At 63.8% G+C, this 21,066-nt stretch carries 18 protein-coding genes and 1 pseudogene; 10 read left to right on the top strand and 9 right to left on the bottom strand.

What is annotated here, in order from left to right:
- The first annotated feature begins 8 nt into the window (after window positions 1-8).
- Window positions 9-1,214, top strand: coding sequence for an imidazolonepropionase (hutI, locus tag Q0602_RS21230; RefSeq protein WP_298847809.1), 1,206 nt, complete (start codon window positions 9-11; stop codon window positions 1,212-1,214).
- Window positions 1,211-2,047, top strand: coding sequence for an N-formylglutamate deformylase (hutG, locus tag Q0602_RS21225; RefSeq protein ID WP_298847807.1), 837 nt, complete (start codon window positions 1,211-1,213; stop codon window positions 2,045-2,047). Before hutI ends, hutG begins: the two co-directional genes overlap by 4 nt.
- Window positions 2,048-2,237: 190 nt before the next feature.
- Here hutG and Q0602_RS21220 read toward each other — a convergent pair.
- Window positions 2,238-2,876, bottom strand: a pseudogene (locus Q0602_RS21220) (peroxiredoxin); the annotation flags it as partial.
- 208 nt (window positions 2,877-3,084) lie between these two features.
- A complete protein-coding gene (locus Q0602_RS21215; protein WP_298847804.1) occupies window positions 3,085-3,654 on the bottom strand; it encodes a C40 family peptidase in 570 nt (189 codons plus the stop codon).
- Between the two features lie 229 nt (window positions 3,655-3,883).
- Between Q0602_RS21215 and gloA the strand changes: the two genes are divergently transcribed.
- Window positions 3,884-4,447 (top strand): lactoylglutathione lyase, encoded by a 564-nt coding sequence (gloA, locus tag Q0602_RS21210; RefSeq protein ID WP_298847802.1) that lies wholly within the window; start codon window positions 3,884-3,886, stop codon window positions 4,445-4,447.
- A gap of 97 nt (window positions 4,448-4,544) precedes the next feature.
- Here the strand turns inward: gloA and Q0602_RS21205 are convergent, their stop codons facing one another.
- On the bottom strand, window positions 4,545-5,945 hold the full coding sequence (locus tag Q0602_RS21205) for a PLP-dependent aminotransferase family protein (protein WP_298847892.1): 1,401 nt from the start codon (window positions 5,943-5,945) through the stop codon (window positions 4,545-4,547).
- A 181-nt stretch (window positions 5,946-6,126) separates the two neighbouring features.
- Between Q0602_RS21205 and Q0602_RS21200 the strand changes: the two genes are divergently transcribed.
- Genes Q0602_RS21200 through Q0602_RS21185 form a run of 4 tightly spaced genes read left to right on the top strand, consistent with a single transcriptional unit; the run spans window position 6,127 to window position 10,211 of the window.
- Window positions 6,127-7,416 carry a hydroxymethylglutaryl-CoA reductase, degradative gene (locus Q0602_RS21200; RefSeq protein ID WP_298847800.1) on the top strand — a complete coding sequence of 430 codons (1,290 nt, stop codon included), beginning with the start codon at window positions 6,127-6,129 and terminating at the stop codon, window positions 7,414-7,416.
- Entirely contained in the window at window positions 7,413-8,369 is a 957-nt protein-coding gene (locus Q0602_RS21195; RefSeq protein ID WP_298847798.1) for a hydroxymethylglutaryl-CoA lyase, read from the top strand. Before Q0602_RS21200 ends, Q0602_RS21195 begins: the two co-directional genes overlap by 4 nt.
- Window positions 8,370-8,373: 4 nt before the next feature.
- Window positions 8,374-8,832 carry a hypothetical protein gene (locus Q0602_RS21190; RefSeq protein WP_298847796.1) on the top strand — a complete coding sequence of 153 codons (459 nt, stop codon included), beginning with the start codon at window positions 8,374-8,376 and terminating at the stop codon, window positions 8,830-8,832.
- Entirely contained in the window at window positions 8,829-10,211 is a 1,383-nt protein-coding gene (locus tag Q0602_RS21185) for a tripartite tricarboxylate transporter permease (protein ID WP_298847794.1), read from the top strand. The genes Q0602_RS21190 and Q0602_RS21185 overlap by 4 nt, the downstream gene beginning before the upstream one ends.
- A gap of 57 nt (window positions 10,212-10,268) precedes the next feature.
- Here the strand turns inward: Q0602_RS21185 and Q0602_RS21180 are convergent, their stop codons facing one another.
- The gene (locus Q0602_RS21180; RefSeq protein ID WP_298847792.1) at window positions 10,269-11,525 is read right to left on the bottom strand and encodes an alpha-hydroxy acid oxidase; all 1,257 of its coding nucleotides are present in this window, start codon (window positions 11,523-11,525) and stop codon (window positions 10,269-10,271) included.
- A 398-nt stretch (window positions 11,526-11,923) separates the two neighbouring features.
- Here Q0602_RS21180 and Q0602_RS21175 point away from each other — a divergent pair, with 398 nt between their 5' ends.
- Window positions 11,924-13,576, top strand: coding sequence for a glucan biosynthesis protein (locus Q0602_RS21175; protein ID WP_298847790.1), 1,653 nt, complete (start codon window positions 11,924-11,926; stop codon window positions 13,574-13,576).
- A gap of 135 nt (window positions 13,577-13,711) precedes the next feature.
- Here the strand turns inward: Q0602_RS21175 and Q0602_RS21170 are convergent, their stop codons facing one another.
- From Q0602_RS21170 to Q0602_RS21155, 4 genes are all read right to left on the bottom strand, one after another.
- Window positions 13,712-14,905, bottom strand: a complete 1,194-nt coding sequence (locus Q0602_RS21170; protein WP_298847787.1) for a sulfotransferase — start codon at window positions 14,903-14,905, stop codon at window positions 13,712-13,714.
- Window positions 14,902-15,618: a hypothetical protein gene (locus Q0602_RS21165; protein WP_298847784.1), complete on the bottom strand. Its 717-nt coding sequence runs from the start codon at window positions 15,616-15,618 to the stop codon at window positions 14,902-14,904. The genes Q0602_RS21170 and Q0602_RS21165 overlap by 4 nt, the downstream gene beginning before the upstream one ends.
- Before the next feature lie 138 nt (window positions 15,619-15,756).
- Window positions 15,757-16,104 carry a hypothetical protein gene (locus tag Q0602_RS21160; protein ID WP_298847782.1) on the bottom strand — a complete coding sequence of 116 codons (348 nt, stop codon included), beginning with the start codon at window positions 16,102-16,104 and terminating at the stop codon, window positions 15,757-15,759.
- A gap of 5 nt (window positions 16,105-16,109) precedes the next feature.
- A complete protein-coding gene (locus tag Q0602_RS21155) occupies window positions 16,110-17,447 on the bottom strand; it encodes an arylsulfotransferase family protein (protein WP_298847780.1) in 1,338 nt (445 codons plus the stop codon).
- 362 nt (window positions 17,448-17,809) lie between these two features.
- Between Q0602_RS21155 and Q0602_RS21150 the strand changes: the two genes are divergently transcribed.
- Complete coding sequence (locus Q0602_RS21150; RefSeq protein WP_298847778.1) at window positions 17,810-19,171, top strand: Na+/H+ antiporter NhaC family protein; 1,362 nt, start codon at window positions 17,810-17,812, stop codon at window positions 19,169-19,171.
- A 36-nt stretch (window positions 19,172-19,207) separates the two neighbouring features.
- Here Q0602_RS21150 and Q0602_RS21145 read toward each other — a convergent pair whose 3' ends face one another.
- A complete protein-coding gene (locus tag Q0602_RS21145) occupies window positions 19,208-20,101 on the bottom strand; it encodes a polysaccharide deacetylase family protein (RefSeq protein ID WP_298847775.1) in 894 nt (297 codons plus the stop codon).
- 123 nt (window positions 20,102-20,224) lie between these two features.
- Between Q0602_RS21145 and Q0602_RS21140 the strand changes: the two genes are divergently transcribed.
- Window positions 20,225-21,066, top strand: an 842-nt coding sequence (locus Q0602_RS21140) for a M42 family peptidase (RefSeq protein ID WP_298847773.1), incomplete at its 3' end; no start/stop codon positions are given.

The raw sequence follows: 21,066 nt of genomic DNA, 5'->3' as shown, positions 1-21,066 counted from the left end.
AATCGCCCATGACCCAGCTCTGGCACCACTGTCACGCCATTACCATGGCTGACGGCCGCTACTCCCTCATCACTGACGCGGCTCTCGTCATTGTCGATGGGCGGATCGACTGGATCGGCAAGGCCGACGATCTGGCCGCGCAGGCGTTCGATGCCATCCACGACCTCGGTGGTCGCTGGCTGACGCCGGGGCTGATCGACTGCCACACCCATCTCGTGTTCGGGGGCGACCGCAGCGGTGAGTTCCAGCAGCGTCTGGAGGGTGTCGACTACGAGACGATCGCACGTCAGGGCGGCGGGATCGTCAGCAGTGTCAGAGCGACCCGGGAGACCGACTTCGAGACGCTCTACGCGAGTGCCGAAGCGCGAGCGCGGCTGCTGCTGGCCGAAGGCGTTACCACGCTCGAGATCAAGTCCGGCTACGGTCTCGATCTCGACAGCGAACGGCGCATGCTGCAGGTCGCCCGCGAACTGGGCAAACGCCTGCCCGTGACGGTAAAGACGACTTGCCTCGCCGCCCACGCCCTGCCGCCGGAGTATGCCGAGCGCAGCGATGACTACATCGAGCTGGTGTGCGAGACGATCCTGCCGACGCTGGCGGGAGAGGGGCTGATCGATGCCGTCGACGGCTTCTGTGAGGGCATTGCGTTTTCTCCGGCACAGATGCGGCGGGTATTCGAGACGGCACGCCGGCTCGGCCTGCCGGTCAAGCTGCACGCCGAGCAACTGTCGCGCCTGGGGGGCTGCCAGCTGGCGGCCGAGTTCGGCGCGCTGTCGGCCGATCACGTCGAGTACGCCAACGACGACGATGCACGGGCCATGGCAGCCAGCGGCACCACCGCCGTGCTGCTGCCCGGCGCGTTTCTGACGCTGCGGGAGACCCGGGTGCCGCCGATCGAGGCGTTTCGCGAGCACGGCGTCGCCATGGCGCTGGCCAGTGACCTCAACCCCGGCACCTCGCCGGTGCTGTCGCTGCGGCTGATGATGAATCTCGCTTGCACGTTGTTCCGCCTGACACCGGAGGAAGCCCTGGCCGGTGTGACGCTGAATGCGGCCAGGGCGCTCGGCATCGACGCCAGCCACGGCTCGCTCGAGGTGGGCAAGGTGGCTGACGCGGTTGCCTGGGACGTGACCGGACCGGCGGAACTCGCCTACTGGCTGGGCGGCCAGCTACCCGGCATTCGCTTCCACCAGGGAGAGAGGATCAGCGCATGAGCCGTTTCCAATTGACCCGGGGAGCGACCCCTTTACTGGTATCGATGCCCCACGCCGGGACTCGCCTGACGCCGCAAGTCGAAGCCGGGCTCAGTGACCGCGGGCTGTCGTTGATCGACACCGACTGGCACATTCCGCAGCTTTACGATTTTCTCGATGACCTCGGCGTCAGTCGGCTGCAGGCTGAATACTCCCGTTACGTGATCGATCTCAATCGCTCCACCGACGACAGGCCGCTCTATGCCGGCGCGACCACCGGCCTGTTCCCGCAAGTCGACTTCGACGGCGAGCCGCTCTACCGGCGCGGGTGCGAACCTTCGAAAGCGGCGCGCGACTGGGCGCTGGAAAACGTCTGGCGGCCTTACCACGCTGCTTTGAGCGAGGAGCTCGAGCGTCTTCGCCGGCGCTTCGGCTACGCGGTGCTGTTCGACGCGCACTCGATTCGCTCGCGGGTGGCGAGGCTGTTCGACGGCCAGTTGCCCGACATCAACCTCGGGACCAACGATGGCGGGAGTTGCGATCCCACCTTGAGCGACCGGCTCGAGGCGATCTGCGACGCACAGACCGATTACACATGGGTGACCAACGGGCGTTTCAAGGGCGGCTTCATTACCCGTCACTACGGAATGCCGAGCGATGATGTCCACGCCGTGCAGCTCGAGCTTTCCCAGGCGACCTATATGGAGGAGCCGCGGGAGGCCGATCTGATCGAGGCATCAACGACTTTCCCCTATCGGGAGCGAGAGGCGACACAGGTGCAGGCGCTGTTGAAGGCCCTGGTCGAGGCGCTTCTGGCATGGCGTCCCCGTCCCGAGCCCGGGACCATCGCCTGATTCGGGCCTAGACACCTCGTCTATGGCGTGTCTCCTGGTTGCCGCGCTCGCCGCTGACTCTCCCGTGACCCAAAAACGCCCGCGCTCTTTCGAGTGCGGGCGTCGTCGTTTCTGGCCGGCATCGTTTCTAGCCGACACCGTTTCGATCGACAGCGTATTGAATCGCGTCACCGCGACGCTGCCGTGGCGATCACTTGTTGGGCTGCTTGGTCACGCGAAGGTAGGGCTTCTTCTCGTCCCAGCCGTTGGGGAAGAGTTCCTTGGCCTTCTCGTTGTCGATCGACGGCACGATGATCACGTCGTCGCCATCCTGCCAGTTCACCGGCGTGGCAACCTTGTGGCTGTCGGTCAGCTGCAGGCTGTCGAGCACGCGCAGGATCTCGGCGAAGTTGCGGCCGGTACTGGGCGGATAGGTGATGGTCAGGCGCACCTTCTTCGCCGGATCGATGATGAATACCGAACGCACGGTGTTGGTGCCGCTGGCGTTGGGATGGATCATGCCATAGGCCTCGCTCACCGAGCGGTCGGCATCGGCCAGCAACGGAAAGTTGAGCCCACAGCCCTGGGTCTCTTCGATATCGCCGACCCAGCGCTGGTGGTCGTCCAGCGGGTCGACGGAGAGGCCGATCGCCTTGGTGTTGCGGCGCTCGAACTCCGGCTTGAGGCGCGAGACCTCGCCGAGTTCGGTGGTGCAGACCGGGGTGAAGTCGGCCGGATGGGAGAACAGGATGACCCAGCTGTCGCCGGCCCACTGGTGGAAGTTGATCGGCCCTTCGGTGCTCTCCTGGGTGAAATCCGGGGCGGTATCGCCGAGTTGCAAAGCCATGACTTTCTCCTGTTGCCGTTGGCGGCTTGCTTGAAGCCTGGGATCGGATGCCCATCATGACGAGCCGGGGCAGCGCTGTGAAACAATCGATAGCGATAACGACATGCCCGCGCTCGCGCGATGTGTCCGTGACGTTCCTACAACGTGGTAGCCAGCGCCCGATATCTCAAGGGCGAGGTGCGGTTTTAGTAGTTGGGTCACGGCAGGCGGTTCAATCCGCGGGCGCCGCCGCCCCCAGGTAGTGCTTGCGCCAGTAGCGGACATCCAGCGACGACACGCTGACGGTGCGGCCGCTGCCGGGGGCGTGGATCATCTGGCGGTCGCCCATGTAGATGCCGACATGGGTGGCATGGCTGCCCGAACCGAAGAACAGCAGATCGCCGGGGCGGGCGACGTCGATCTCCTCGAGGGCATGGAACTGCTCGTTGGAGGTCCGCGGCAGCGAGATGCCGATCTTGCCGTAGGCCATCTGTACCAGTCCCGAGCAGTCGTAGCCCCGGGGCGTGCTGCCGCCCCATTGGTAGGGCGTGCCGAGCGCATCCTTGGCGGCGGACATCACCAGGATGCGATCGATGGAGAGGTTGTTGCCATCGATGGCCGGGCCATCGTCGCGGGTGACGATCGCTTTCTGGGTACTGCAACCGGCGAGCAGCAACAACAACAGGCCGATGAACAGCAGGCCCGGATGGGATAGCGTTGCCTGGTGACAGGATCGGGTCGAGGGAGTCTGCCGCATCGCGGCGAATCGGGAGAAACGGTGGGGGGTGGTGCCTGTCGCCATGCCCGCGGGCCCTGTCTGCCGGTTTCAATCGAGTGTAGAGCAGGGGCCCGGTGCTGCAAAGTCGCACGGCCGCTGCGTTTGGGTTGCGGTCGTCAGGGTGGCTCCCCTCGAGCCGGGGTCGGGGATCGCGCCGCTTGAGAGCGGCGGAGGTTGCCCCCACTTTCAGGTGTCGCCCATCGGCGTTTCGGCTGTCTGTCGATATCGTCATCCGGACCCACAGGAGGATCCCATGTCCATTGCCGAAGACCAGGTTCCCGGCGTGCAAGCCGCCCCGACGGAAACGCGAGGCTTCGTGTTCAACCACACCATGCTGCGGGCCAAGGACCCAGCGGTGTCGCTGGCCTTCTACACCCGTGTGTTCGGCATGCGTCTGCTGCGCAAGCTCGACTTTCCGGAGATGCAGTTCACGCTCTATTTTCTGGCCCGGGTCGACGACGAAAGCGCCATCCCCGAAGACGACGGCGAGCGTACCGCCTACACCTTCTCGCAGAAGGGCGTACTGGAGCTGACCCACAACTGGGGCAGCGAGGACGATCCCGAGCTTTCGTATCATGACGGTAATGCCGAACCGCAGGGCTTCGGCCATATCTGCTTCGCGGTACCGGATCTGGCGGCTGCCGAGCAGTGGTTCGACGCCAATGGGGTCGAATTCAAGAAGCGTTCCGACCAGGGCAAGATGAAGAACGTGATCTTCGTCAAGGATCCCGACGGCTACTGGATCGAAGTCGTGCAGCCCTCGCTGTCGAAAGGGCTGGGGCGAGATTCGGGAGCGGCGGTGTCGCCAAGCGCTTGAGCCAAGATCGGGACGCCGTGAACGTGGAAACGACGAGTTCGATCCTGGTCATGTTCCCGATTCGAGTGGTTACCGGACCCAGTTCAAATCAAGCAGGTTATGCTTCACCGCCCTGGTCACGATAACTCTCGATCATTCTTCGGAAATCAGGGTTGTCCACATAAGCGACATTGAAGCGAGACCAGGCGACTGGCTCCCGGAGAGCGACAGAGAAGATCGAACCGGGAGCCAGGACGAAATTTTGCTCCAGCATGTAACGGGCAAGGGCATCAGCATCGTCGATGCCGGGAAAACGAGCCCAGAGGTAGAGGCTGGTTTCCGGTCTGCAGAACACTTCGGCACCCATTTCATCGAACTTGGCGAGACCATGCTTGACTGCACGGGTGGCATGCTCCGCCAGGTGCAGGGCGTGTCTGCGAAAACTTCCCTCCTCCAGAATCAATGCCAGAGTTCGCTCGGAGATTTCCGAAGTGCTGGCGTTGATGAGCATATTCAGGTCTGCCAAGCCTTCGGCCAACGCGCGATCGCAGGCAATGAATCCTGAGCGTAAACCTGCAGATATCGATTTCGAAAAGCTGCCTACGTAGATGCAGTGGCTGAACCCGCCCAGAGACGCTACTCTCCGGCTCTCAGGCGGACCGAATTCTGCCAGGGCGTCGTTCTCCACGATGGTGAAGTTGTGTTTTCTTGCCAGTGCCAGCAAGGTCCTGGACTTCGATGGAGATGTCGTGGACCCCGTTGGATTGTGAGAAACCGACTGGGTGAAGAATAACTTCGGCCTTTCCTGTGTCGCCCACCGAGAAACCGCATCCAGGTCTGGACCATCGGCCAGGCGTGGAACCGGAAGCATTCTGACATTGCCCAACCGGAGCTTTCCGAAAAGCAAGTAGTAGCCCGGATCGTCGATCATGACGCTATCACCGGGGGCCAGCGAAAAGCGGATGATCAGGTCCAGTGCCGAATTGACACCGGACGTGGTCAAGATATTGTCTGGAGAGGCATCGATTTCGTGATCCGCCAGCTTCTGTGCCAACTGCTCTCGTAGTGGTGGATAACCGCCGTGATAACCATAGCGAATGGCGGAAAGCGATCCTCCACTGATGGCTTTCCGGTAATGTCGCTCCAGTGCGATCTCCTTGAGCCAGTGCGCGGGCGGAAATCCTTCTCCCAGTCGTGAGGGACCGGGATTTCTCACCAGCTGTTCCCGCATTAGCCAGATATTGTCCATGGCCCGGTCGAGTTCGCGAGGTGTGTCACTGTCATCGATACGTTGGGTGGCAAGGCCGGTAACGAAGAAGCCAGCGCCGTGGTGGCTTTCGATCAGCCCCTCCTTCACCAACCGGCCATAAGCGTTGAGCACCGTGTTTTTCGCCATTCGATGTAGCGCCATGAATTCCCGAATCGAGGGTAAGCGGTCGCCCTTGTGTAACGACCCGCTGGCGATCTGACGGCGAACGATCTCAATGGCGCGTTCGGTAAGAGTCTGTTTTTGACGCACTGACAAAGCGTTATCCTCGTCGAAAGTAGCAGGAATATCCTCGATACCGCTCCTTCTCCAGCCTTGTTCATTCCGTCGGCAGGAGTGTACCCATAATACTGTTACCAAGACATAGGTACAGTATGTGGGGTGGTGATGTTCCGTTAGTCTGACGCTATTCGTTCACCACAGAGTTGTCGCCATGACCTGCTCGCGTATCGCTGATTTCCGCAATCTTTCACCTCGTGATCGCCTCCAGAAGCTCGTGGAAATAGAGGCTTTGTCAGATGACGAGGCGACAAAGTTGATGAGTCCCGGCGTCCTGGGGCTCGAGACAGCCAATGGCATGATCGAGAACGTCATCGGGACTTTCGAGTTGCCGGTGGGAGTCGCCACCAATTTCATCGTCAATGGTCGAGAAGTATTGATTCCCCTTGCCGTGGAAGAGCCCTCGGTCGTTGCTGCGGCCTCCTATATGGCCAGGCTGGCCCGAGATAGCGGCGGCTTCACCACGTCCTGTAGCGAGCCGTTGATGCGAGCACAAATCCAGCTGCTGGACATTCCCGACCCGCATAACGCTCGACTGAGTATTCTCGCCAACAAACAGGAGATCATCGACAAGGCCAACGCCTGCGATGGCCTGCTCAATCGACTGGGCGGGGGGTGCAGGGACGTCGAGGTTCATGTTTTTCCCCATACGGCCAGCGGGCCGATGGTGGTGGCGCATCTGATCGTGGATGTTCGGGACGCCATGGGAGCCAATGCGGTCAATACCATGGCGGAAGCCGTCGCCCCTCTTGTCGAAAGCCTGAGCGGCGGTCGCGCCTGCCTGCGTATCCTCTCCAACCTGGCCGATCTCCGGTTGGCGAGAGCCCAGGTCAGGCTCTCCGCTGACCAGCTGACCACCTCGAGATTCGACGGCAAAGCCGTGATCGAGGGAATCGTCGAGGCATACCGGCTCGCGGCGATCGACCCCTACCGGGCGGCGACCCACAACAAGGGCATCATGAACGGCATCGATCCCCTGATCATCGCTACCGGTAACGACTGGCGCGCCGTCGAAGCCGGGGCGCATGCCTTTGCCAGCCGCCATGGACGTTACGGCTCGCTATCGACCTGGGAGAAGAATACCCAAGGTGATCTGGTGGGGACGCTCGAAATACCCATGCCGGTGGGATTGGTCGGCGGCGCGACCCGTACGCATCCGCTCGCGCAGCTGTCGCTGAAACTCATGGGTGTCGAAACCGCCAGCGAGCTGGGCGAAATCGCGGCGGCAGTGGGCCTGGCTCAGAACCTGGCCGCCCTCCGGGCGTTGTCGACGGAGGGCATTCAAAAAGGACACATGGCGCTGCATGCACGCAATATCGCGCTGACAGCCGGCGCGACGGGGGGCGAGCTCGACCTCATCGTGCGGCGAATGGTCGAGGAGGGGCGCGTCAGCGCAGATCGTGCTTCGGAACTGCTGCGGCAGCAGCGCGGAACGATCTCATGACGACCGGGGAGCCGGTGCGACTCGTCGAGGTTGCCGCCCGAGATGGCCTCCAGAACGAGTCGGAGGTGCTGCCTGTCGCGATGCGGGTCGAACTGCTCGAACGCTTGGCCGATACGGGCTTTCGCCATCTGGAAGCCGGTGCCTTCGTCTCCCCGCGCTGGGTACCCCAGATGCAGCAGACTCGGGAGGTGCTCGGCCGGCTGAATCGGCGACCGGACATTACCTACTCCGTACTGGTACCCAATTCGAGAGGGTTCGAATCTGCACGGGCCGCGGGGGTCGACGAGGTCGCGGTATTCACGGCGGCTTCCGAAGCCTTTGCCCATCACAATATCAACTGTTCCATCGCCGAGAGCCTGGCACGGTTCGAGCCCATCATGCCGCTGGCTGCGCAGGCCGGCATCCGCGTCCGGGGTTACATCTCCTGTGTGCTGGGTTGTCCCTACGCCGGCGACGTCGATCCGCAAGAAGTGGCGACGATTGCCCGGCAGCTATTCGACATGGGCTGCTACGAGGTCAGTCTCGGGGACACGACTGGCATCGGCACACCACGCCGCACTTGTGAATTGATCGAGGCTTGTGCACGGCAGCTGCCCGTCGGCGCCTTGGCGGGGCATTTCCACGATACCTGGGGAATGGCCGTCGCCAACGTGCAGGCCGCGCTGGAGGCCGGCGTGCGGGTCTTCGATGGTTCGGTCTCGGCTCTGGGTGGCTGTCCCTACGCATCGGGTGCCACGGGTAACGTGGCGACCGAATCCCTGGTACGCCTGCTCGAGAGTCAGGGGTTCGATACCGGCATCGACCTGGAGCGTTTGGTCGATGTTGCCGAGTGGGTCGACCGCACGCTGTCACGGCGCATGCCTTCGCCCGTGGCCAGGGCCATCCGCGCCAATCGTGGTCGAGGCGATCATCGCGGCAACCAGCAAGAGAAGGGTTATGACAATGAGAAATGACCGATTGCTCGAGGTCTGGAATGACACGGTGGATGGTCATCACCTGATCGGCTCGCTGATCATCGGTGGGGCGGTCAGCTTGGGCGCTTTTCAGGCGGCCGAGTGGCTGCTTGGCATGTTCATCGATGACCCTCGAATGGCGCGGACCTACGCCATGCTGTTCGGCATCATCGGTTGCGTGGTAGGCGGCGCGATTTGCGCATACCTCTTCCGGCCCAAGCGGGAAGTCGTCGAAGACACCGTCGACACGGAAAACCTGCAAGGGGTGCTGGCTGCACTCTACGCCGATTACGGCAGCAGGGGCGGCGTGGAGGATTTACCGGAGGCCGTCCGATCGGAGTTGAGGGAGCTCGAATTGGAAGAGGCCTTTCTGGTCTATGAGCGTGATCATGCCCAAGGCGACGCCGTTGCGCTGGCCGAGCATGACCTCGGGCGGGCGGGTCGGGAAGGAGTGAAGTCATGATGGATGCCTTGTTGGCACAGCTTCCCGTCGCATTGGGCATGGGCATCATTGGGGCCGTGGTATTTTCAGCGATAGGTCTCATCTCCGGCAGTGACGAGACCACGACCATCGCGCCCTTGACGTTACTGGTCGTGTTGATCGGCGTTCCGCCCGCCGGTGTGTACACTTTCTTCCTGGCAGGTGCGGTATCCAAACACATGACCCATGCCGTACCCACCGCACTGCTGGGGATTCCCGGCGACACCATGGCCACGCCAATGATGCGCGAGGCGAACTATCTGCGTCAGCTGGGTGTGCCGCACATCGCTTTGCGCAAGATGATCTCCGGTGGCGTCATCGCTGCCTTGATCGCGGTACCGGTGACCGTGGTCTTCGCGCTCCTGCTGGCGCCTTTCGGTGGCTTCGTGCAGCACACCGCGCCCTACCTCTTCTTGATCGCCGCACTGGCCATCGCCTACTTTTCTCCTGGTCGCTGGGCAGCGGTACTGGCGTTGGGGCCGTTCGTGCTGATAATCGTCGCGCTGCAGAATCTCACCGCCGCCCACGGCGTCAAGTTGGGCGTCAGCTATTTCCTGGGCATTGCCATCGGGCCGCTGATTTCCGACCTGTTTCTGGTATTGTCGCCTGCCGAGCGAGCCCGGCGGAAACGGGATCGACCTGCCCGGTTTTCGCTGGCGCCCGACGTCAAACGCTGGAGCGGTTACTTCCCCAACCCCCTCAAGGTCCTGGATTCCCGCCAGACGAGTTGGACGATAGGCACTGCCGTGGCCTCCAGTCTCACCTTCGTGTTCAGCCCGGTAGCCATGACGGTCATCATGGGTGAGGTGGTATCAAGCCGCATTCGACACGTCTATCACCGCTTGACGACGACGCTGGCGGTTCGCAATGGCGTGACCGAGTCGACCTATATCGCCGAGGCCCTCATTCCTTTGATGGCATTCGGCCTGCCATTGAGCCCGGTCGCTGCGGGTCCGGCGGCGCCGCTGTTCAACGCGCCACCCCGTTTCACCGTTGATAGCGCCAGCGGCCAGGTGAACAACCTGCACAATCTGCTGGGGACTTGGGAGTTTCTGGTCTACGGGCTACTGGCGGTCGTGCTGGCGCTGCTGATCGCCTACCCCTTCTCGATGAACTACGCCCGCCGTGCTGCCTCCTTCGTGTCCCGCAACATCAGCCACGAAGCGATCATCGGCACCTTCGTCGGGCTCATATTGGTGATCGGTCTCTGGGAGGGCGGCCTGTTGGGTTTGCTGGTCGTCGTCACGGTGGGGCTGGTAGGCGGATTCCTGTCACGTCTGTTGGGCTTCAATATCGGGGTGCAGTTCATGGGGTTCTACATCGCCGTATTGACCGTGCCAGCGTTGACGGCTCTGTTATGAGCCGAACACCCGATACCGCTCTACAGGATTGCTCGCCATCGAATGCGCGGATGGCGCTCAAGGCACGTCCCCCGGCGTCTCTCCACCCGGCAGGGTGTCGCTAGGGCGTTGGGGTAGATCGCCCCGGGTCGATGCATAGGGGGAGCGCCGCAGGCAGCGGCGGTCGATCTGCTCGAGGGTTGGCCGTCCCAGCTGCGCCATCAGGTTGTGCAACTGATCCTTGAGCAGGTCGATGGCATGGGCCGCCCCGGCCTCTCCGCCCAGCGCCAGGCCGTAGAGCGTGGCGCGGCCGCAGAGCACGCCCTCGGCGCCCAGCGCCACGGCCTTGGCGATGTCGCTACCGCGGCGAATGCCGCTGTCGAGCAGCACGTGCATCGAATCTCCCACCGCGTCGACCACCTCGGGCAGCGCATCCAGCGTCGCCGGCGCGCCGTCGAGCTGGCGGCCGCCGTGGTTGGTGACGACCACGCCGTCGGCACCGATGCGCCTGGCCTCGAGTGCGTCCTCGGCATTGAGAATCCCCTTGACCAGTAGCTTGCCGGGCCAGCGCTGGCGAATGTCGGCCAGCACTTCCCAGGTCAGCCGGCGTGTCATGCGCTGATTGATGTAGCCGGCGGCGCTGCCCGCACTCTGCTGTTCCCTGGGTAGATACTTCATCAGATTGCCCAGCGTCGGCAGGCCCTGGGGCCAGAGCGCTCGATAGGCCCACTGCGGATGCAGGGCGGCGTCCAAGAGATAGGGCAGTGCCAGGCGCCGGGGATTGAGGTAGCTTCTCGAATCCCATTCGCGACGTCCCAGCACCACGGTGTCCGTGGTGACCATCAGGGTGTCGACGCCGACGTTCTTCGCCCGTTCGAGCATGTCGTTGCGAACGGCCTCGTCATCCAGCACGTAGAGCTGGAACCAGAGCCGCGCCTCCGGCACCGCGTCGGCGAGGGTCTCCAGGCTGGCGCAGGAGACCGTGCTCAAGGTGAAGGGGATGCCGCGACTGGCGGCCGCCCGGGCCAGCGCGATATCGCCGTCCCGCCACAGCATGCCGTTGTAGCCGGTGGGGGCGATCGCCAGCGGCAGCTCGGCGGGGGCGTCCAGCAGCCGCGTGCGGCTGTCGCGCTGCTCGACGTCCACCAGCGTCCGCGGTTGCCACCCCCAGGCGGCGAAGGCGCGGCGGTTGTCGTGCAGGGTGATCTCGTCCTCCGAGCCGCCGTGGACATACTCCCAGGCGAAGGCGGGCAGGCGCCGGCGCGCCATCCAGGCGAGTTCGTCGATGCTCTGGGCGCGGCGCCAGGCATGGTGCGAGGAGTAGCGTCGTTTCACGGGGCCTCTCGATGGCAATGGAGCGATGATGGACTCGACGTTAGGCTTTGTACGAAAACTGCCTGCGCTCGGCCATACGGCGTTAAAAAACAGCTCAAAGTACTCATTTACACCCCGTAAACTCCGTCTCTTCGCTGTTTTTTGCCTTGTCTGGTCATCGCTCGCCGACTTTTCGTACGAAACCCTAGCACGCCAACCATGGGTCGACGATGCCACCAACGGCGAGTCGACGGGGCTGGCGAATACCGGTGCGAGGGATGAGGGCCAGGCCGGCTTGCCGCCGGGGAACCCTCGGATGGCATTGGCGTCTGAAAAGGGATTTTATCCGGTGCAGCCTGATCCGAGACGATCGGGTATGCTTCCAGTTCGATTGCCGACAGACAAAGGATGGGGTGTTCATGGATCGTAGAAGTGTGCTGAAAAGCGCGATTGCCCTGGCTGCCTGGTATGGGTTGCCTTCGGCGCCGCTATTCGCGGCGGCGCGTGCCACCAGTGACATTGCCGATGGCGAGGCTTCTTCCTTCAGCTTCGATTGGCTGCAGGGGTTTGCCCGTGACCTGGCTGCCAAGGCCTATCAGAGCACCGTCGAGCAGCTACCGCCGACCCTGGCCGATCTCACGCCGCAGAAGTACAACGCCATCGGCTACGATCCCGATCATTCGCTGTGGAACAGCATGAACGGTCCGCTCGACATCCAGTTCTTCCACGTCGGCATGGCGTTCAACCAGCCGGTCCGGATGTACTCCATCGATCCGCAGACCCAGCAGGCCAAGGAGATCCATTTCCGGCCGGACCTGTTCGACTACTCCCGGGCCGACGTCGATGTCTCCCAGCTCGAGGGCCAGGGCGATCTCGGCTTCGCCGGGTTCCGGGTGTTCAAGGAGCCTTCACTGACCGAGCGCGACATCGTCTCGTTCCTGGGCGCCAGCTACTTCCGCGCCGTCGACGACACCTATCAGTACGGCCTGTCCGCCCGCGGCGTGACGGTCAACACCTACAGCGACGGCAAGACCGAGGAGTTTCCGGCCTTCACCCGCTTCTGGTTCGAGACGCCGAAGCCCGGCGCGACGACCTTCACCGCCTATGCGCTGCTCGATTCACCGAGCCTGGCCGGGGCCTATCGCTTCGTCATCCACTGCGAGGACGAACGCGTGGTGATGGATATCGACAAGCATCTCTACCCGCGCGAGTCGATCGCCCAGCTCGGCATCACCCCGATGACCAGCATGTTCAGCTGCGGTACCCAGCAGCGCGACATGTGCCTGACCTTCCATCCGCAGATTCACGACTCCGACCGGCTGTCGATGTGGCTCGGCAACGGCGAATGGGTCTGCCGCCCCCTCAACAATCCGCCGCGGGTCCAGTTCAACACCTTCGGCGACGACAACCCCAAGGGTTTCGGCCTGCTCCAGACCGACCACGACTTTACCCATTACGAAGACATCGTCGGCAATTATCACAAGCGGCCCAGCCTGTGGGTCGAGCCGAAGGGGCAGTGGGGCAAGGGCGAGATCCAGATGCTCGAGATTCCCACCACCGGCGAGACCATGGACAACGTGGTGGCGTTCTGGAAGCCCGAACAGGCGATCGAGCCGGGGCAGGAACTCAACTACGGCTACAAGCTCTACTGGAGCGCGCAGCCGCCGGTGAAGCCCGAGCAGGCCCGCGTGCGCAAGACGTTCACCGGCATCGGTGGCTTTCCCGAGGGCTGGGCGCCGGGCGAGCACTACCCCGAGGTCTGGGCCAAGCGGATCGCGGTGGATTTCATCGGTGGCGAGCTCAAGCACTTCTACGACAACGATATCGACATCAAGACCCAGCTCGACGTGCCCGAGGGCGATGTCAAGCAGCTCGATATCCTGTGGGTGGAGGAGATCGAAGGCTTCCGTATTCAGTTCGACTGGTACCCCACCAGCGACTCCACCGATCCGATCAACATGCGCCTGAATCTGCTCGCCGACGGCAACACGGTGAGCGAGACCTGGCTCTATCAGTACTTCCCGACCCCGCCGGAGGAGCGTCACTATCCGGCACATCCCGCCCAGGGGTGACGGCGGAGCGAGTCGATTCGACCAGAAACGGGGCGGCCAGATGGCCGCCCCGTTTCTTTTCAAGCGCCCCGAAACCGGCGCAGGCCGAAGCCGCTTTTCAAGCGCCCCGAAACCGGCGCAAGCCGAAGCCCGCGACTAGTACCCGAACCGTGCCGCGACGGGGCCGGTGATCTCGGCGATCGTGGCCAGCTCCGCATCGCTGAACCTGGGCTTGTAGTAGGTCGGCGCGTGCAGGCCGCTGGCGGCGTCGGCCAGCGCCTGGGGCTCGAGTTCGAGCTCGGCGTGGTCGAAGACCGCCTGCAGGCTGTCATGAGGTTCGCTGCAGAGCGCCTCGTAGCGCACCAGCAGACAAGCCGATCTCAACTCCGGGTCGGCATCCAGCGTGTCGGCGACGTGGGCGTAGATCGCCGCCCAGTAGCGAGCCCACCCTTCGACTTCGTTGCCGGATTCCCACAGCCCGGTGATGCGCCGGGTTCCCTCGTCGTCGCCCACGTTGATCGCCCGCCGGTCGAGGCCGAACTCGTAGTGCCCCACCCGGCGCATGTGCTCCAGCGCGCGCGGCTCGCTGGTCTCGCCGGCCACGAACAGCTTCTGCTGCTTCATCAGCGAGGCGATGTGCCAGACCGGATCGCGAATCACCAGGATGAATTTCGCCGCCGGGTAGAGCCGGTGCAGATAGCCCAGCCGGACCAGGTTGTAGTTGCCCTTGGCGACGTAGCGCCGGCGGTCGCGCACGGCGAGCAGTTTCCGCACGTGTTCGTCGTAGAAGCGCTCGAAGGCGGGATGCTCGGCATCGCGGCCTTTCACCGAGCTGTGATCCGGGTCGTGGATGTCGGGGAAGAAGGCCATCCACAGCATCTCCTCGAACGCCTCCGGGCTCTGCGAGGTCACCTCGATGCCATCCTTGTGAGCGCGCTCTTGGGCCTGCTCCTGCTCCTTTTTCTGCGTCAGGGGCACCTTCTCCAGCCAGCGATTCCACCAGTAAGGGGTCAGCAGGGGAGGGAAGTCGACGTAGCGGTGGGTCGCGACGTCGGGGTGGGAGGCGAGGTGCTCGAGCAGGATCGTCGTCCCCGAGCGGGCCAGGCCGGCGACGTAGACGGGGCGGTCGACTCGCCTGTCGGCGATCGCGTCCCGGACCGCTCGGGTCTCCAGATTGCCAAGCCGGATCCAGGTGCCGGGTTTGCGGTGGATCCAGCCACCCAGCCAGTGCATCCAGCCGGGGACCACGAAGCCCGGATCGCTGATCTCCCCGCTGGCGGCCGTGTCGTTGTTGGCGTTGCCGGCCCCGGCAGAACGGGGCGTCGAATCGTCGGAATCAAAGTGGCTCATTCGATTTTCGCCCAGCGATAGGTGATGAGAGAGACGATCGTCATGATCGGAAAGAAGACCGCCAGCCAGTGGCGCATCCAGCCCGGTCCGAACGGGAGATACTCGGGTTCCGGCAGGTCGAAGGCGATCCGCGCCACGCCGCTCTCCGCGGGCAGATAGCCCAATGGGTTGGCGGCCAGCCAGTTCCACCACTGGCGTTGCTCGATCACCGGGATCGGCGCCGTGATGGCGACGTTGGCCAATTCGCTATCGCTGTCGCTGACGATCACGTGGGGGGCGCCGTCCTGCTGCACCCACTGCGCGTCGTAGGTGTCCGGCGTGACCTGCACGGTCGGTGTGTCGCCTGCCGCCGGCAGCGCGTGGGCGTAGTAGCTCTCCAGCCAGGTCAGTAGCGCCAGCAGCGGCAGGATCGAGACGAGCGTGGGCAGGAACACCAGCCCGAGATGCTTGAAGGCGGTGAGGAACTGGTTGCGGATCAAGGGACCGGCGTCGCTGAACTCACCGTCGAACTCGTTGAGTTGCTTGCGTGCGGCACGGGCCTCGCGTTTGGCGCTGCCGATTCTGCCTTGCGGCGATACCAGTCGGTACAGGAACAGTGTGCCGATACCGGCGATCGTCGCCCATACGATCAAGCGCACGGTGGCCGGCAGAAACGGCTGCATCCCGCCATCGATGGCGCCGAAGATCGGATCAGGCAGATTCAGTAAACCCATGTGTCCTCCTGACACGAGCCCGTCCTCGGCGCGTTGTCCGGCGCCGAAGAGAGTGGTGGCGTTTCATGGCGAGGGGTTGCTCGCGTCGCGATCGATGATCGGGACGAGCCGGGACGTCCCCGGCCCGTCACCCCGAATTCACGAGCGCTGGTCGGTTTGCGGCGTCTCGCGCTGCGCGTGTTCGACGCGGGTAGTGGACGGCGGCGACTCGGGATCCTGAGCGGTGCGGGCCTGGGCCGTGGATGAATCGCCCGCCGCGGCCGCGGCGGCTTCGGCCTTGCGGCGGCGGCGCATGCGACGGATCGGCCACATGATGACGAAGAACAGCGCCATGCCGACGGCGGCGATGATGCCCCACAGGGCCGTGAGAAGGCTCAGGCCGGCGCCCGGGCCGACATAGGCCTCGGCCGTGAGCGGCAGGATGGCGCCGACGGCCAGTACGCCCGTCAGCAGGAACTTGTCGTATCGCTTGGTCAAACGCGTCATGACGATCACCTCCCAGTGGTGTCGAGATCGGCGCGGAAATCCGCGTCGAGGTTTGCAATGGCGATGCGCTGGCCCGATGAGACCACGGGGACGTACTGCTCCTTGTCGCCTCCGCGAGCGGGATTGATGAACTCCCAGGCGATCTCCCCCTGTGGAGTCGTCTCGAACAGCCGGCCGCCATCGGATTCGGTGATCAGCCGGTTGCCGTTGGGCAGCGTCTGCGCGGCACCGCGCAGGCCGCTGTCGAAGGGATGTTCATCATTGCCGCTATAGCTTGCGACAATCGCATCGTCGTTCGGGTTCACTTCCAGGATGCGGGTACGGTTGCCCCGCTCGAAATTGCCCAGGTTGTCGAACAGCGTGAAGTGGCCGTTGGGCTGGACACGGGCCGAATGCTGGCCCAGCCATGGGCCCTGCATGGCCCAGGTCATCTCCCCCGAGTCCGGATCGACCAGCGCCACCGCCCCGGGGTGCCGGAACGACAGCATGATCTGGCCGCTGCGGCCGTCTGCCGGCGCGAAATTGCGGGTCAGTTCGTCGTCCAGATACTGAACGCTGTTGGTGTGGAGCGGATCTTCCGTGGCGAAGCTCGGCACCGAGTAGAAGAGGCCGGCGAAAGGGGAGTCGATGAAGGCGTCGCCCAGCGACACCTTGCTGATCTCCTCGCCCGTCTCCCCATCCAGCCTGACCAGGTAATCGTCGAGCCACGGGTAGGAGAGCGCCTGGAACTCGGGCACCTCGCGTTGGGTGAACTCGTGGGTCAGCGTGATCACATCGCCGTCCGGGGTGATATCCAGGTCATGATGCGTACTGGCGTGATACTTCCAGATGACCCGTGAATCGGGATCGAGTTTGACGATGCCGTATCCCCACGGGGTGTCGTTGTCGGCGATGTACATGGCGACCAGATCGCCATTGGGCAGGAGTTTGGCCTTGCGCCAGTACATGCGCTCGTCGGGGCGGGGATCGCGGCCGGTCGGGCTGGTTTCCCAGACATCGCTGTAGGGCAGTTCCCAGCGGTGAACGATCTCTCCGTGCATGTCGACCAGGTTGGCGTAGGTGCCGTCCCCCGAGGTGTAGAGGGTCAGGCCCTCGTAGGCCCTGGCCGGATCCTCGATGGTGGTGCCCCTGTCGTCCCGACGGGCGTCGCGCCACAGGTCGGTATCGGTATAGAGATCGTTGTCGGACTGCTGCGCGATGACGGCAACCGCCGCCTTGTGGGCATCTTCGAGATAGGTATAGGGGAACGATTTCGTCAGAATGACGAAGGCGCCCCCGATGAAAGCCATGAAGGCAATCGCCACGCAGAAGATGGCGAAGCCGGCACGATCCGCATTGTGCATGTCGCCGTTCCTGAAGTTGCTGAATCAGCCCCTTCAATCACCCCGGAGCCTCCCGACGTTTCGCCGGTGAGCCATCCCCGCCGACGCTTCCTGCGCCGGTCGTTATCGTCAATCGAGCTTAAGGGGCCCGGGTCGAAAATGAATGAGGTTTTTTGTCAGCGGGTTTACCGATATTGGAGCGTTTGGTAACCGGCGGTGAGTCGGGTAACCCGCGGGCTCGTCTCCCGGCCGGCCTGGAAGGCGAGGGTGCGCCGCACTGCTCGGATTTTCCTGGCGTTCGGTGACTGGGTCGATATCATCGTCGGCTTCGTCCGTCGGCAGCGTTCGATGGATACCGTTCACGTTTCGAAAAGAGGCGATGCATGAATGCTGTGGTGCTGGCCATTCTGATCATGGTCACGTTGAGTCTGGCGCGGGTATCGGTCGTTTTCGCGCTGATCGTTGCCGCCATCGCGGGCGGGCTTTATGCGGGCATGCCGCTCGATGCCATTCTGGAGGCCTTCAACGGCGGCCTGGGTAACGGGGCGACGGTGGCGATCTCCTATGCGGTGCTGGGAGCTTTCGCGGTAGCGCTTTCGCGCTCGGGTATCACCCAGGGACTGGCGCGACGCGCCGTCCAGCGATTCCATCTCGAGGGTGCCGGCGCTCGCCCGCGTCGCGTGGTACTGGCGCTTTTGGGTTGCCTGCTGCTGGCGGCGATCAGCTCGCAGAACCTGATCCCGGTGCATATCGCCTTCATCCCGATCCTGGTGCCGCCGCTGCTGACGCTGATGAACCGGCTCGAGCTCGATCGTCGCGCCGTGGCCTGCGTGATCACCTTCGGCATCACCGCCCCTTACATGCTGCTGCCGGTGGGGTTCGGGGCCATCTTTCTCAACGACATTCTGCTCAACAACCTCAACAGCAGCGGCGCCCAGCTCGGCCTTCAGGTCGAGGCGGCCCAGGTGCCGCTGGCCATGGCCATGCCGATCGGCGGCATGGCGCTGGGGCTGCTGGTGGCGGTGTTTTTCAGCTATCGCCGTCGGCGACATTACGACGACCGGGCGTTGGTGGGGCAGCAGGACGACGAGCAGCCCGCGACAAAGCTCGATGAAGACGCCGGCCTCCGTGGCTGGCAGAAGATCGTGCTGGCGGCATCACTGGTCGGCACTGTGGTCGTTCAGCTGTTGACGGATTCGATGGTGCTGGGCGGACTGTTCGGCTTTGCGCTGCTGTCGGTCAGCGGGGTGTTTCGCTGGCGTGCGCAGGACGACGTCTTTACCGAAGGCATGCGGATGATGGCGCAGGTCGGCTTCATCATGATCGCGGCCGCCGGATTCGCCGGGGTGATGCAGGCGACCGGCTCGGTGGAGAGCCTGGTGACGAGTTCGGCGGCGATGATCGGCGACCACAAGGGGCTGGCCGCACTGATCATGCTGTTGGTCGGCCTGTTCATCACCATGGGCATCGGTTCATCGTTCTCGACCATTCCGATCATCGCCTCGCTCTACGTGCCGCTGGCGCTGAGCTTCGGCTTCTCGCCGTTGGCCACCACCGCGCTGGTGGGAACGGCGGCCGCGCTGGGGGACGCCGGCTCGCCGGCCTCGGATTCCACGCTGGGCCCCACCGCCGGGCTCAATGCCGACGGCCAGCACGACCATATCTGGGACAGCGTGGTACCGACCTTTCTGCACTACAACGTGCCGCTGCTGGTGTTCGGCTGGATCGCCGCGATGGTGCTTTGAGCCACGAGCCACGAGCCACGAGCTACGGGCTACGGGCTAAGAGCGCCGGCTGGCGTAATCGGCGATGGCGCCCGGTGTCGTCCACCACACGCCCTGGGCCTCGCGGTAGTCGGCCAGCTCGGCGAGCACCTCGCGCAACTGGCGCAGCCGAAAGGGTTGCCCCACCAGCCAGGGGTGCAGCGAGATACCCATCACCAGCGGCTGGTGGCGGGACTGCTCGCGGAGCTCGTGGAACTGATCGCGGATCATCGTCGCGAACTCACTCATCGAGACGCGGTGCGAGGAAATGGTGGGAATATCGTTGAGCTCCTGCGGATAGGGGATCGACCACAGGTCGCCGTGAGTCGTCTGCATGGCGATCGGACGATCGTCGTGGGCCCAGTTGAGGGAGTAGCCGAATCCGGCTTCGCGCAGCAGGTCGGGCGTCGATTCGCTCTCCGAAATCCACGGCGACAGCCAGCCCTCGGGCGCCTGGCCGTAGCGCTCGGCCAGGCGCGTTCGGCAACGGCGGATCAGCTCGCGCTCTTCGTCGATGCCGAGCTGGCCCTGCCGCTCCGCATTGGTGTGGCCGTGGGCGATGATCTCGTCGCCCCGTTCGGCGAAGGCGTCCAGCAGCGCCGGGCAGTGATCGAGAATCGCGGTATTGGCGATCACACCCACCGGCAGGTTCAACGCTTCGAAGAGTTCGAGACAGCGCCAGGCGCCGACCCGGTTGCCGTATTCGCGCCAGGCGTAATTGAGTACGTCCGGCTCGCCCGCCGGCGCTGGCGGTGCGATCCCCACGCCTCGCCCCTCGCCGAAGGCGTAATGCTCCAGGTTGAGTCCGACGTAGACCGCCAGACCGGTGTCGCCGGGCCAGCGCCAGTCGTCCCGATCGGTGATCGGGCGGTAATCGAAGCGCTGGTGGTGGCGCAGTGGGTGTCGAGTCATCCTTGTCTCTCCGGTGGGTCGAGTGAGACCACTAGCGTAGACGCGAACGGGAACCGATGAAGCAATCACACGTCAGGGGCTGCTAAGCTAGAGTCACCTTCATGACTCGTTTAGGAAAGATGCATGAGCAAGAGCACGGACAAGAGCCCCAAGAAAACCACCAAAGGCGGCCGAGGCAGCGCCAAGCCGCTCGACGCGGATGCGATGACGTTTCTGGAGCGCTATCTCAACAACGCCTCGCCCACCGGCTACGAGTGGGAGGGGCAGAAATTGTGGATGGAGTATCTGCGTCCCTACGTGGATGAGTTCATCACCGACACCTACGGCACCGCCGTGGGTGTGATCAACCCGGACGCCGAGTACAAGGTGGTGATCGAAGGCCACGCCGACGAGATCTCCTGGTACGTCAACTACATCACCGACAACGGCCTGATCTACGTCATCCGCAACGGCGGCAGCGATCACCAGATTGCCCCTTCCAAGCGGGTCAACATCCACACCGACAACGGTATCGTCCAGGGCGTGTTCGGCTGGCCGGCGATCCATACCCGCCGCCAGGGGCCGAAGGAGAAGCCGCCGGAGCTCGACAACATCTTCATCGACGTCGGCTGCAGCACCAAGGACGAGGTCGAGGCGCTGGGCGTGCATGTCGGCTGCGTGATCACCTACCCGGACGAGTTCTTCGTGCTCAACGGCGACAAGCTGGTCTGTCGGGCCATCGACAACCGCATCGGCGGCTTCATGATCGCGGAAGTGGCGCGGCTGCTGAAGGCACGCAAGCAGAAGCTCGACTTCGGCCTCTACATCGTCAACGCGGTGCAGGAAGAAGTGGGCCTGCGCGGCGCGGAGATGATCGCCGAGCGCCTGAACCCCAACGTCGCCATCGTTACCGATGTCAGCCACGACACCTCGACGCCGATGATCGAGCCCAAGCGCGAAGGCGCCAACAAGATCGGCGACGGCCC

The organism is uncultured Salinicola sp., from assembly GCF_937921195.1.
In the GTDB taxonomy this organism is placed as follows: domain Bacteria; phylum Pseudomonadota; class Gammaproteobacteria; order Pseudomonadales; family Halomonadaceae; genus Salinicola.
The sequence above is the reverse complement of the archived record's forward strand: the minus strand, read 5'-3'. Positions and strand labels throughout refer to the sequence as shown.

What these genes read in the sequence shown, in the direction of transcription:
- Q0602_RS21150 (WP_298847778.1), top strand. Translation starts at nt 17,810, where the DNA reads ATGAATGCTGTGGTGCTGGCCATTCTGATCATGGTCACGTTGAGTCTG.
- Q0602_RS21145 (WP_298847775.1), bottom strand. Translation starts at nt 20,101, where the DNA reads ATGACTCGACACCCACTGCGCCACCACCAGCGCTTCGATTACCGCCCG.
- Q0602_RS21160 (WP_298847782.1), bottom strand. Translation starts at nt 16,104, where the DNA reads ATGACGCGTTTGACCAAGCGATACGACAAGTTCCTGCTGACGGGCGTA.
- Q0602_RS21155 (WP_298847780.1), bottom strand. Translation starts at nt 17,447, where the DNA reads ATGCACAATGCGGATCGTGCCGGCTTCGCCATCTTCTGCGTGGCGATT.
- gloA (WP_298847802.1), top strand. Translation starts at nt 3,884, where the DNA reads ATGTCCATTGCCGAAGACCAGGTTCCCGGCGTGCAAGCCGCCCCGACG.
- Q0602_RS21170 (WP_298847787.1), bottom strand. Translation starts at nt 14,905, where the DNA reads ATGAGCCACTTTGATTCCGACGATTCGACGCCCCGTTCTGCCGGGGCC.
- Q0602_RS21185 (WP_298847794.1), top strand. Translation starts at nt 8,829, where the DNA reads ATGATGGATGCCTTGTTGGCACAGCTTCCCGTCGCATTGGGCATGGGC.
- Q0602_RS21175 (WP_298847790.1), top strand. Translation starts at nt 11,924, where the DNA reads ATGGATCGTAGAAGTGTGCTGAAAAGCGCGATTGCCCTGGCTGCCTGG.
- Q0602_RS21215 (WP_298847804.1), bottom strand. Translation starts at nt 3,654, where the DNA reads ATGGCGACAGGCACCACCCCCCACCGTTTCTCCCGATTCGCCGCGATG.
- Q0602_RS21165 (WP_298847784.1), bottom strand. Translation starts at nt 15,618, where the DNA reads ATGGGTTTACTGAATCTGCCTGATCCGATCTTCGGCGCCATCGATGGC.
- Q0602_RS21195 (WP_298847798.1), top strand. Translation starts at nt 7,413, where the DNA reads ATGACGACCGGGGAGCCGGTGCGACTCGTCGAGGTTGCCGCCCGAGAT.
- Q0602_RS21200 (WP_298847800.1), top strand. Translation starts at nt 6,127, where the DNA reads ATGACCTGCTCGCGTATCGCTGATTTCCGCAATCTTTCACCTCGTGAT.
- hutG (WP_298847807.1), top strand. Translation starts at nt 1,211, where the DNA reads ATGAGCCGTTTCCAATTGACCCGGGGAGCGACCCCTTTACTGGTATCG.
- hutI (WP_298847809.1), top strand. Translation starts at nt 9, where the DNA reads ATGACCCAGCTCTGGCACCACTGTCACGCCATTACCATGGCTGACGGC.